This is a genomic window from Enterococcus canintestini, assembly GCF_001885735.1.
GTDB classification, from domain to species: domain Bacteria; phylum Bacillota; class Bacilli; order Lactobacillales; family Enterococcaceae; genus Enterococcus_C; species Enterococcus_C canintestini.
Genome location: NZ_JXKG01000006.1, coordinates 116,573 through 128,114, shown reverse-complemented (window position 1 = coordinate 128,114; position 11,542 = coordinate 116,573). Strand labels below are relative to the sequence as shown.

11 protein-coding genes are annotated in these 11,542 nt (G+C 36.8%); 2 read left to right on the top strand and 9 right to left on the bottom strand.

Translation table 11 applies throughout. The annotated features are described in order from the left end of the window. Window positions 1–199 precede the first annotated feature (199 nt). Both groL and groES read right to left on the bottom strand, forming a co-directional pair. A complete protein-coding gene (groL, locus tag RU96_RS05650) occupies window positions 200–1,828 on the bottom strand; it encodes a chaperonin GroEL (RefSeq protein ID WP_071864559.1) in 1,629 nt (542 codons plus the stop codon). Between the two features lie 40 nt (window positions 1,829–1,868). Beyond that, window positions 1,869–2,153, bottom strand: a complete 285-nt coding sequence (gene groES, locus RU96_RS05645; protein WP_071864558.1) for a co-chaperone GroES — start codon at window positions 2,151–2,153, stop codon at window positions 1,869–1,871. A 205-nt stretch (window positions 2,154–2,358) separates the two neighbouring features. On the opposite strand from groES, the gene RU96_RS05640 reads away from it, so the two are divergent. Both RU96_RS05640 and RU96_RS05635 read left to right on the top strand, forming a co-directional pair. Beyond that, on the top strand, window positions 2,359–2,976 hold the full coding sequence (locus RU96_RS05640; RefSeq protein ID WP_071864557.1) for a CPBP family intramembrane glutamic endopeptidase: 618 nt from the start codon (window positions 2,359–2,361) through the stop codon (window positions 2,974–2,976). 101 nt (window positions 2,977–3,077) lie between these two features. Then, window positions 3,078–3,716: an NAD(P)-dependent oxidoreductase gene (locus RU96_RS05635; protein ID WP_071864556.1), complete on the top strand. Its 639-nt coding sequence runs from the start codon at window positions 3,078–3,080 to the stop codon at window positions 3,714–3,716. Between the two features lie 193 nt (window positions 3,717–3,909). Here the strand turns inward: RU96_RS05635 and RU96_RS05630 are convergent, their stop codons facing one another. From RU96_RS05630 to RU96_RS05600, 7 genes are all read right to left on the bottom strand, one after another. Further along, a complete protein-coding gene (locus RU96_RS05630) occupies window positions 3,910–4,713 on the bottom strand; it encodes an MBL fold metallo-hydrolase (protein ID WP_071864555.1) in 804 nt (267 codons plus the stop codon). A gap of 76 nt (window positions 4,714–4,789) precedes the next feature. After that, entirely contained in the window at window positions 4,790–5,659 is an 870-nt protein-coding gene (locus RU96_RS05625; protein ID WP_071864554.1) for a two-component system regulatory protein YycI, read from the bottom strand. Then, window positions 5,660–6,985, bottom strand: coding sequence for a YycH family regulatory protein (locus RU96_RS05620; RefSeq protein WP_071864553.1), 1,326 nt, complete (start codon window positions 6,983–6,985; stop codon window positions 5,660–5,662). It lies immediately after the preceding gene. Next, on the bottom strand, window positions 6,982–8,820 hold the full coding sequence (gene walK / locus RU96_RS05615; protein ID WP_071864552.1) for a cell wall metabolism sensor histidine kinase WalK: 1,839 nt from the start codon (window positions 8,818–8,820) through the stop codon (window positions 6,982–6,984). The genes RU96_RS05620 and walK overlap by 4 nt, the downstream gene beginning before the upstream one ends. Window positions 8,821–8,824: 4 nt before the next feature. Continuing rightward, complete coding sequence (gene yycF / locus RU96_RS05610) at window positions 8,825–9,529, bottom strand: response regulator YycF (protein ID WP_016171337.1); 705 nt, start codon at window positions 9,527–9,529, stop codon at window positions 8,825–8,827. A 204-nt stretch (window positions 9,530–9,733) separates the two neighbouring features. Then, window positions 9,734–10,591: a DegV family protein gene (locus tag RU96_RS05605; RefSeq protein ID WP_071864551.1), complete on the bottom strand. Its 858-nt coding sequence runs from the start codon at window positions 10,589–10,591 to the stop codon at window positions 9,734–9,736. After that, window positions 10,584–11,150: a DUF1836 domain-containing protein gene (locus RU96_RS05600; RefSeq protein ID WP_071864550.1), complete on the bottom strand. Its 567-nt coding sequence runs from the start codon at window positions 11,148–11,150 to the stop codon at window positions 10,584–10,586. The genes RU96_RS05605 and RU96_RS05600 overlap by 8 nt, the downstream gene beginning before the upstream one ends. Between the last annotated feature and the right edge of the window lie 392 nt (window positions 11,151–11,542).

Sequence of the window (11,542 nt, the reverse complement as noted above, 5' to 3'; positions counted from 1 at the left end):
GTCTAAAGACAATAAAATAAAAACAGAGTGTGACAAAAATTTTGTCACACTCTGTTTTTTTGAATCATCAGTATTACCAAAGCAACTTCTACTTAAATAAGTCGAAATTTCGCAAAAACCAGTAAAACAATTTTTTAAAAGTTCTTCTTATTTTGGAAAGCTAGTCACTTTTAGTACTACTGCTTTTTAATTAATTAAATTACATCATACCGCCCATTGCTGCTGGATCCATACCAGGAGCAGCTGGAGCTGCTTGAGGTTCTGGTTTATCTGCAACAACAGCTTCTGTTGTTAATAATAAAGCAGCGACAGATGCCGCATTTTGTAATGCAGAACGGGTTACTTTAGTAGGGTCTACGATACCAGCTTCTACCATGTTTACCCATTGACCATTTGCTGCATTAAAGCCCATGCCAATTTCAGCATGTTTTAATTTATCGATGATAACTGAACCTTCGTAACCAGCATTTTCAGCGATTTGGCGCACTGGTTCTTCTAAAGCACGTTCAACGATTTTCACACCAGTTGCAATGTCGCCTTCTGCTTCAATCGCAGTAACTTTGGCAATAACATTTACTAGTGCTGTACCACCACCAGAAACCATACCTTCTTCAACCGCAGCACGAGTCGCATTTAAAGCATCTTCAATGCGCAATTTCATTTCTTTTAATTCTGTTTCAGTTGGCGCACCAACTTTAATTACTGCTACACCGCCAGCTAATTTTGCAAGACGTTCTTGTAATTTTTCACGATCAAAATCAGAAGTTGTTTCAGCAATTTGATTTTTAATTAATTGTACCCGAGCTGCAATCGCGTCAGTTTCGCCTGCACCTTCAACGATTGTAGTATTGTCTTTATCAACTACAACTTTACTTGCTTGACCTAAGCTTTCAATGGTTGCATCTTTTAATTCAAGACCTAAATCGTCAGTAATGACAGTACCACCTGTTAAGACTGCGATATCTTCTAACATCGCTTTACGACGGTCACCAAAACCTGGTGCTTTAACTGCAACCACATTAAATGTACCGCGAATTTTATTCAAAACAAGTGTTGGCAATGCTTCGCCGTCCACATCGTCTGCGATAATTAATAATGGTTTTGATTGTTGTAAAATTTGTTCTAACAATGGCAAGATATCTTGAATGTTAGAGATTTTCTTATCGGTAATTAAAATATATGGATTATCTAAAACAGCTTCCATTTTATCGTTGTCTGTGACCATGTATTGTGATAAGTAACCACGGTCAAATTGCATACCTTCAACAACGTCTAATTCTGTTTCAATCCCTTTTGATTCTTCAATTGTGATTACACCGTCGTTACCTACTTTTTCCATAGCGTCAGCGATGTAGTTCCCAACTTGTTCACTACCAGAAGAAACCGCACCAACTTGGGCAATCGCTTCTTTTGAATCTACAATGGTAGAGATATTGTGTAATTCAGCCACGGCTGTTTTTGTTGCTAATTCAATCCCGCGACGAATACCTAAAGGATTGGCACCTGCTGTCACGTTTTTAATTCCTTCGCGCACAATTGCTTGAGTTAAAACTGTAGCAGTTGTCGTACCGTCACCGGCAATATCATTTGTTTTTGAAGCAACTTCAGAAACAAGTTTTGCTCCCATATTTTCAAAATGATCTTCTAACTCGATTTCTTTAGCAATCGTAACACCATCATTTGTAATTAATGGTGAGCCATAAGATTTTTCTAAAACAACGTTACGACCTTTAGGGCCTAAGGTTACTTTTACTGTATCAGCTAATTTATCTACACCACGTACCATAGCGGCACGAGCGTCTTCTGCAAATTTAATATCTTTTGCCATCTTAAACACCTCATTCAAATTTTTTAAAATATAGTCGTGATTATTCTACGATTGCGATGATATCTTTACCATTAACAATTAAATATTCTTGGCCGTTATATTTCACTTCAGAGCCAGCATATTTTTCAAACATAACTTGGTCGCCCACAGCAACTGGGATTGCGGCTTTTTCACCATTTTCTAAAACGCGGCCTTCACCAACAGCCACGACAGTACCAGTTTGTGGTTTTTCTTGAGCTGCAGAAGCTAGAACGATTCCGCCTACAGATTTTTCTTCTTCTTTTGCGACTTCAATGATCACGCGATCACCTAATGGTTTTAACACGATAAATCCCTCCATCAATTTTCATGTATTAGCACTCTCATAGATAGAGTGCTAACCTACAAGAACTATATTACTCATTTTACCTGCACAATGCAAGTTTTTTCCCTTGTTTTTTTATTGAAGAAACTTTGTCTATTTCCTGAAGCGATTGTTCTAAAGAAATGATTCAGGTATACTTTTATTAGATACTTAGAGGAGACGTGTGATGTCGCAAATTAAATACAGCTTTATCTCTATTTTGTGTTATGCTTTAGTCTTTTTAATCCCTGGAATAAGTAACGGTGAAACAATAACCGCTAGCTTATCTTATTTGATTGGCACGGCTGTTTTAGTTTTTTTATATCAAAAAAGACAACCCCTACCCTTTGAAACTCATTTCCTTTCCCTAAAGAAAATTATTCTCATCGGTGTTATGGGTATTGTTTTAACGGTTTTATTGATTGGCATAGCAGGATATGTTGAAAATTTTTTTAGTGTTCAAACTAACTTTAATCGTAGTTTAAATATGATGGAAGTGATGTGGCAACGACCAATTTTTGCCTTTATCGCAACAATTTGTGGCCCAATCATGGAAGAACTCGTCTTTAGACGGGCCTGTATTGGCTTTTTTAGTGAATATTTTTCTTTACCACTGGCAATTTTACTTAGTTCTTTAGCCTTTGCCCTTGTTCATACGGAGAGTGATATTTTAGTTTATTTCATTTTAGGCTGTTTCTTATCTTTGTTGTACGTAAAAAGTGGTTCAATTAAGACTGCGATTATTAGCCATTGTGGTGCCAACATTGTAGTCTTAATCATTCAAGTTCTACGCTTTAAAACGTAACTTTACGTCTCTTTTTGCAAGAGGCGTTTTTTTAGTAAAAAAGAGAACTTCCCGTTAAAATAAAGAAGGTAATAATTTTTAGCTTAAGAGGAGGCAATTTAATGAAAATTGGAATTATCGGTGCAACCGGTCACGTTGGTAGTCATCTTTTAAAAGCTGCATTAGCACAAAATCATGAGGTTACTGCCATTGTTCGTAGCCCTGAACAACTAACTGTCGCTGTTCCCGTTCTAAAAAAAGATCTTTTTGATTTAACTACCGCTGACTTATCACCTTTTGATGTAGTAATTGATGCTTTTAATGCTCCCCGGGGCAAAGAAGAGATGCATAAAAGTAGTTTGATCCACCTTGCTACTATTTTAAGTGGCACGCCTGTTTGGTTAATTGTAGTTGGTGGCGCCTCTTCACTATACTTAAATCAAGAAAAGACAAAGCGTTTACTAGATACTATTCCTGAGACCTCTCCTATTCATCCAACTGCTTCTAATATGGCGCAGTCGCTTGCTGCCTTAAAAGAAGTACCCGATGTCACTTGGACCTATGTATCGCCTGCTGCCAACTTTATTTACGATGCACCTTATACTGGCAAATACCAAATCAATGAAGATGTTTTAGTGAAAGATGAAGCAGGTAAAAGTGAAGTTAGTATGGCGGATTACGCACAAGGCGTGATGGATCTAATTGAAAATCCACAAAAAAATATTCACATCAGTATCGCTGGCAACAGTGAAAACTACTAAATATAAGTAAATGTGAAGCTAGCGGATAGCTTTTTAGAAAAAATCCGAATATTGTTGTTATTCTTTACCAGAAACTATTTTTTTAAATCCTCACTAAGAGTTTCTTGCATGTGACAGATAACTAACTCATTAACTACAAAAACCTCTGCAACAATCAAAATTGTTGCAGAGGTTTTTTCTTACTAAAATAGAACTAAATTGCAAATAACTCGCTGGCTTGGTCAGGATCGGTGTCATAAATTTTAAAATCATAATCCACACCCAAATCATGTTCTTTCAAAATATTTTTCATCGTAAGATGGGCAAGTTCTTTCATATTATTTTCTTTACTTAAGTGGCCTAAGTAAATGCGTTTGGTATTGTCTCCAATAATATCGGTCATAACCAAAGCACCATCTTCATTAGATAAATGACCACGGTCCCCTAAAATTCGTTGTTTCAAACTCCATGGATAAGGTCCCATGCGTAACATTTCCAAATCGTGATTGCTTTCTACTAAATAAGCATCCGCATCGCGAATAATTCCTCTGACATGGTCACTGCAATACCCTGTATCCGTCAACATAACAAACGATTTACCGTCTTTATGAAAACGATAAAATTGCGGAGCAGCCGCATCATGGGAAACACCAAAACTTTCAACATCCATATCCCCAAACGTCAATACTTTGCCCATTTCAAAAATATGTTTTTGAGCGACATCGATTTTCCCTAACATGCCCTCCATTGCCTGCCAAGTGCCTTCATTGGCATAGACATCTAGTCCATACTTTCTAGCCAATACACCGACTCCATGAATATGATCTCTGTGTTCGTGGGTCACTAAAATGGCATCTAAATCAGCTGGATTTTTTCCAACTTCTGCCAGCAATGAAGTAATTTTTTTACCAGAAAGACCGGCATCCACTAGCAGCTTTTTTTTCCCGCTTTCAATATATAAAGAATTGCCAGAACTGCCACTGGCTAACACACTAATTTTTAAAGCAGCTTCTGCCATCTGCTAGACTTCCCTTCACTTAAACTAAGGCATCCAATATTTCTCACACCTTCTAAACGTTTCTATTATACATACCTTAATTAGTATTTTCCACCTTTTGTAACGTATTATTCGTAATAATTCGATTGGTAAAGGCATTAACTGTTTCAATTTGGACATTATTGTTCCCAGTTTCTACAGCAACAAGCCAAGCAGGTACATACACGTTTTTCCCTCTGACTTGTAAGATCATTACATAAGAAAGCTGACGCCATAAAATTTTTGATTTAGCAGGTAACTTATTATTAATATAAAGCGTATTGACTGCATCTTTTTCACTGTAAAGCGCCATTTTTTCCCGCAATTTTTCAATCGCAGATAAATGAGTTTGCATGTAGCGCGATACCCGTAGTAGACCGTCATTTTCTTCTAAAACAATTTCCATTTTACTTGTATTATCATAAAAAGGAATGCCTTCAAAACTTTGGGCACAAATAATTTCCGGATATTCTTTATCAGTCAATGACTCATGAGGTAAGTATTGATATTCTTCACCAAATAAAACTTCTTTTGAATCTTTTAAAAATGCGTCGACGTTATCTTTGGTTTCTTTTCCATCTTTAATGTAAAAATTGGTACTTGGGGTATAGATAATCTGACTATGGCCGTCACCTGCAAAAGTTGCCTCATTACTAAAAGCAGTACTATTCTTACTTTTTTCAGTATTTACGGCTTCGTTCATATCAGTAGGTACTGCTGCTAGATAATAACCTTCTTTGATTTGTGCGGAAAGTTTCCCTTTTATACTAATTTCATCTGCTTCCAAGCGTTGTTCAATATCAATTTTTTGATTTGTACTCGAAACATTACCTTCTTCATTTCTGGCAGCATGGTAGATACTGAATAAAAAGATATTTAATCCTAGAAAAGCCAAAAAGAAAATCCATTCGATTTTTTTAAAATCCAACTATTCCGCCCCCATTCCCTGTTGCAGTTTTGCAACTAGATCATCATAGGAATACCACTGACCATCATACCGAATGTACCACATTGGAACTAAATCAACGACACCATTTGTCGCAGCGAGATCTTGTCGTTCGTAAGCAATAACCAGCGATTGCACGAGGCTTTGATTGACACCAAGATAAGTTAAATTTTCAATAATTGTATGACTTGGTGGTAATTCCACTGTTTCATCAGAAGGAATCGGCACTTGGATGGCATTCATACTCGCTAAAATTTGAACAGGTAAGGTTCCGGTGTCTGTCTTATTTTCATTATTAACTTTCAAATTTACTTGCCCCTGGTAAGCATCACCAAAAACTGGATAACCTTCAACAAATATCCGATAACTAATTTCATCTTTGTCACGATCAAAATAACGTAAATTCCCTAAATTAGCTCCTAAGCGCGCAATGTAGCTGAAACTTTGGGAATAAATATCACCTTCGCCACCGCTTAAATCAATCTCACCTTTAAAATCAATTAACTGCTTTTCTTCTTGGATACTCATATTTTCCGTGCCATCATATAACACCAAATTACTGGTCTCTTCATTCATTTTTACATCTTGAGGATTGGTAAAAAAAGCATCCCGAAAAGTTGTATAAGATAAATTGGAGGCGATATAACTATAGCGTTTTAACTTAACTGGTTCTTGCGTATTATATTGCATACTTGCAATCCGGTTTTCTTCATTCATGACTAACCAATTTTTTTCAGCCGAATCGGTCATAAGTTGGGAGATTTTCATCTCATCGATTGTGATTGGAACTTCCACAATTTGATGGCGTCGCATATTAATAAAGCGGATTTGATGATTATCAAAATTAATTTGCGCCTTTGTAAAATAGACATCTTGTAATTTATCCAACGCTAAATTCAAATTGAACATCTCTGCGTATTCTTTTACCAAAAAAGGCCCAAAATAAGAAAGTTCCACGCCATGCTTAATATCCACATCAGCTAAAAAATTTTCATCATTATCATAGCTTTTTTTCTCTGGCGTGCCAAAACTAGCATTATTCACCAAGTTTTGAACCTCATTAATCAGCGTATCTGAAGCAGTCTGCTTTATATTGTCTTCACCGTTCACCCATACTAAACGCAATGGCAAAAAAATATCTGTCGCTTTACGAATATTTTGTGTTGTATTCACGACACGATCTGTATGTTTAGCAGTTTGTAGACTGCTGCGGGCAGTCGGACTTAACCAAATCATGTAAGAAAGATAAAAACTCAATATAATCAACGCAATTAAACCAATTCTAATAATGCGTTCAGATATTTTCATTCCCACCAATCCCCCTCATATGGTTCATAAGGCAAGGTAATAAAGAACGTTGAACCGCGCCCTTCTTTACTTTCAGCCCAGATACTGCCGCCATGTGCTTTAATAACTTCTTTTGAAATAGCAAGTCCTAACCCTGTACCACCTTGTTTTCTAGCTCGTGCTTTATCCACCCGATAAAAACGATCAAAAACTTTTTGCAAATCTTTTTTAGGAATGCCAAGGCCTTGATCTTGAATACTCAAAGCAATATTATTATGTGTTTCCATCAATCGCACTGTAATCGTACCACCGTCAGGAGAATATTTAATCGCATTATTCATGATATTATCAATTACTTGCATCATTTTATCTGTATCGACTTCCACCCATAACTCCCGTTTGGTAAATTCCCGTCGAATCGTATATTTTTTCTTTTGATCTTGTGAATTCATCATCATATCAAAACGATCTAACACAAAATTAACAAGCTCATTAAAATTGATGTATTCCAATTGCATGCTGTTTTTGCCATTATCCATCCGTGATAAATTCAAAAGGTCATTAATCATACGAATCATACGGTCTGTCTCATCAAGTGTAACTTTTAAAAAATTAGGCGCAATTTCAGGATCTTCCCAAGCTCCTTCACTTAACGCTTCAATGTAACTTCTCATACTGGTTAAAGGCGTGCGCAGCTCATGAGAGACATTGGACACAAATTCTCGGCGTTCTTGCTCTGTTTTTTCTTGCTCAGTTACATCGTGCATAACCGCAACCAAGCCACTAATAAAGCCAGATTCTCGCCGAATCATCGAAAAGTCTGTTCGTAAAATCAGTTCACTGCCGTCTTGAGCTTGCCGTGATATTAACATTTCATCAGGATTTTCCAGTAATTTTCGCAGCGTGTAATCTTCTTCAATATCCAGTAATTCTAAAATAGAATGGCCAACTGCTTCTTCACTAGTAACATTTAAAAGATTAATCGCCATTTCATTAATCGTAATGACTTTACCTCGTCGATCTGTTGCCACAACACCGTCAGTCATGTGGGAAAGCACACTATCCAACCGATTTCGTTCCGCTTCCATCGCTTCTTGTGTTTCTTCGATGCGATCGCCTAATTGGTTAAATGTTTCTGCTAATTGACCCAATTCATCTTTTCCATGTACAGCTACTTTGCGACTGTAATCTCCTCTGGCAATTCGCCTAGCTTGTTCGCGCATCTCGCCAATCGGTTGGGTAATTGAACGAGAAACCAAAACAGCAACGACGATTGAAATTGCAGCGGCAATAATCGAAGCTGTGACAAAAATTAAAGCTGTATTTTGAATTTCTAAGTATTGTTTTTCAATGTCACTTTTAATATAAACAGCTCCGATAATAGTATCACCGGTGGGCGATTGAATCGGTTGAACATTGATATACACGCGATTTCCGGTTGAATCATCAATGGCCATTTCAGACTTGACGGCTAAATCGTCGATATCGCGATAATCATTTTTCTTACCTCTTGCGCTTCGGTCAGAAACATTGGTAGTAGCACGAACAATCCCTTTCTCATCGACCACACGAATTTCGATAATATCGCCACTTTTGTTGGTATCGATAATTCTTTGAATTGAAGCATCTGCTTCCTCACTATCTTTACCATCGTCTTTACTTAATTCAGAACCTAAAGTACCTGCTAAACTAGCAGCTTGTCGATTCATACCGGTAGTAAAACTTTCCACCGTTTTATTTTCCAATCCGCGAATAAAATACGCCCCGATAATCTCGATCGAAATAATTAAGATCAAGATAAATGCCAGGGCGATTTTAAAGTTCACTGATTGAAAAAAGCGAACTTTTTTATTCATTCCATTACTCCTGTTCCGGATTGCGTAGGTAATACCCCACGCCTCTTCTTGTCACTAAATAATTAGGATGGCTTGGGTTGTCTTCGATTTTTTCCCGCAAGCGCCGCACTGTCACGTCAACAGTTCGAACATCACCAAAATAATCATAACCCCAAACGGTTTGTAATAAGTGTTCTCTAGTCATAACTTGACCTAAGTGTTTAGCTAGGTAATGTAACAGTTCAAATTCGCGGTGAGTCAATTCAATTGCTTCACCATTTTTCATCACCATGTAAGCTTCTGGCTGAATGGTCAAATCGCCAATTGAAAGTTCAGAATTTGGTGCTTCCTCTGCTTCTTTAGCTGCAGTGGATCCTCGGCGTAAGTTGGCCTTAACTCGCGCCACTAACTCACGATTTGAAAAAGGTTTTGTGACATAATCATCTGCACCTAACTCCAAGCCTAAAACTTTGTCAATCTCAGAATCTTTAGCTGTCACCATGATAATCGGCATATCATAATTTTTTCGTACTTCACGGGCTACTTCTAGGCCGTCAATTTTTGGCAACATTAAATCCAATAAAATCAAATCCGGCTCGACCTCTTTTACTTTTTCAATCGCTTCTTCGCCATCAAAAGCAGTATAGACTTCATAACCTTCTTTGGTTAAATTGAATTTGACGATATCTGAAATTGGTTTTTCATCGTCAACTACTAATATTTTCTTCATTAGAAGACACCTCTTTATGCTTCTTAAATTTGTCTCTACTATTATAACTCATTTTGGCAGGCATTTCATTAAATCGAAAATTTCCAGTCCGATCAACCTTTTAAAAGCAAAAAGCTTAACAAAAGAGCAAGAATTAGACAACAAAGACATGCTACTTTTGTTGTTCAATTCTTTTCTTTCATTAAGCTATAATCTTACTTTTCATTAATCTAAAGCTTGAATACCAAAACCGAGTAGCCCCGGGCCAGTATGCACAACCAGTGCTGGTGAAATTTGGCCAAAGAAAAATTCTTTAACTTGCGGAAATTCCTTTTCCAACACTTCTTTCATCATTTTTGCTTCTGCTAGCGCATCTCCATGAGCAACTGCTAAGCGCACATTCTGATGATTACCAATAGCTTCGCGAATCAAACTCACTGATTTTTCTAAACTTTTCTTGCGTCCTCGGGCCTTGGCGACGGTGTAATAAATACCTTCGTCATTACAAGAAATAATGGGATTTAATTTTAAAGCATTGCCTAAAATGGATGCCACTAAACCAATTCGGCCACCTTTTTGCAAATACTCTAATGTTGCCACGTTAAAATAAACTTTATTTTGCAATACTTCTTTTTCCAATTGCGTAATTAATTCTTCAAAAGATAATCCTTTTTGTAATAATTCAGCTGCCCGAATCGCCTGTAGTCCCGCGCCAATTCCGATATTTTTGGTATCAAAAGCATACGTAGTCAAACCTTCATAGTGCTCACCTAAAAGACGGACAGCATTATTCGTACCACTTAAACCACTTGAAATTGTAATTGCTAAGACATGAGTAAAACCATCTGCTTTAATTTGGTCGAAAATTTTGTTAATTGTATCCCCATCTGGTAACGATGTTGAAGGAATTTCTTGGCGCAACTTACTATAAATTTCTTCTGGAGTAATATCCACTTTATCAGTATATTCTCGATCTTTGTAAATGATTTTTAAAGGAATTGTATACATATGATGCGCAGTACTTATTTCTTCTGGCACATCTGTTCCTGAGTCTACTAGTAATGCAATTTTTTCTTTAGTCATTATTTTCTCCTTGTCGTAAATAATCGATTTCACAACGAATCACTTTTTCGGCTAAAATTTTATTGGCAAATGCAATCGTGGCAGTACGTGCTGCTAAATAAGAAAATGGAATTGGTTCTGTCGGATAACTAACACCTTCGCCTTTAGCTTGGCGCGCAATTAAATGGATGGCACTTTCTTGTTCCCGACAAAAAAAGTTATACGCTTCACGGATACCGTCAGTACGACCTTGAAAAACGATTGCCTCTTTAATTTCTGGAATCGTTAATACTTGTTTTAAAGTTGTAATCGCTAGTAAAAAAGCCACATGTGTCCTTGTATAGCGTTTTTTTACCGGCGGTGGAACTAAGCCCAATTTCACGTAATTATTCACCATCGATTTGGTCAAAAGCGGATGCTTATCTCCAGTAGTGACAGGAGATAGATATTGATCTACTAACTGGATCACTTGATCCATATATAGTTCTAAATCCGGTAATTGGTCCCATCGTGGCAAATGGAATTCACTCAACGCTTCTCCCCATTTTTTTAAAGTTTCATTTGAATAAGTATCATTCATTCGCTATTACCCCACATAAATTTTACGATAATTATATAAAGTAGTTTTAAAAACTAGATAGAATATAACATATTTTTGTTAGTAAAACTAGTTTGCTAAAGGAAATTTTTAGAATTGCTTTATGGTACAGGCCAGCACCTAACAGGATAAAGAATAAAAAAAGACCTGTCGGCGGGGAACCGACAGGCAGGAGTAAAAATGAAAAAGTGTTAGGGTTTGTCTTAAAAAGACAGGTTATTGTTGGTACTCTTGTATGGTACCGGCAAAGTGTGAAAAAAGTATGAATGAAATTTTGTACCTCTGTAAATTTTTTCTTACGACAAATTAAGAAGTAAAAACTTTTTTCTTGGTTTTTTCTTGCAATTTCAAAATCGGAGTGCTAACATAAAAAA

Bases quoted from the DNA above. Each gene is read 5' to 3' on its own strand.
- RU96_RS05630 (WP_071864555.1), bottom strand. From the start codon at position 4,713: ATGGCAGAAGCTGCTTTAAAAATTAGTGTGTTAGCCAGTGGCAGTTCT.
- RU96_RS05620 (WP_071864553.1), bottom strand. From the start codon at position 6,985: ATGAAAATATCTGAACGCATTATTAGAATTGGTTTAATTGCGTTGATT.
- yycF (WP_016171337.1), bottom strand. From the start codon at position 9,529: ATGAAGAAAATATTAGTAGTTGACGATGAAAAACCAATTTCAGATATC.
- RU96_RS05600 (WP_071864550.1), bottom strand. From the start codon at position 11,150: ATGAATGATACTTATTCAAATGAAACTTTAAAAAAATGGGGAGAAGCG.
- groL (WP_071864559.1), bottom strand. From the start codon at position 1,828: ATGGCAAAAGATATTAAATTTGCAGAAGACGCTCGTGCCGCTATGGTA.
- RU96_RS05605 (WP_071864551.1), bottom strand. From the start codon at position 10,591: ATGACTAAAGAAAAAATTGCATTACTAGTAGACTCAGGAACAGATGTG.
- RU96_RS05640 (WP_071864557.1), top strand. From the start codon at position 2,359: ATGTCGCAAATTAAATACAGCTTTATCTCTATTTTGTGTTATGCTTTA.
- RU96_RS05635 (WP_071864556.1), top strand. From the start codon at position 3,078: ATGAAAATTGGAATTATCGGTGCAACCGGTCACGTTGGTAGTCATCTT.
- walK (WP_071864552.1), bottom strand. From the start codon at position 8,820: ATGAATAAAAAAGTTCGCTTTTTTCAATCAGTGAACTTTAAAATCGCC.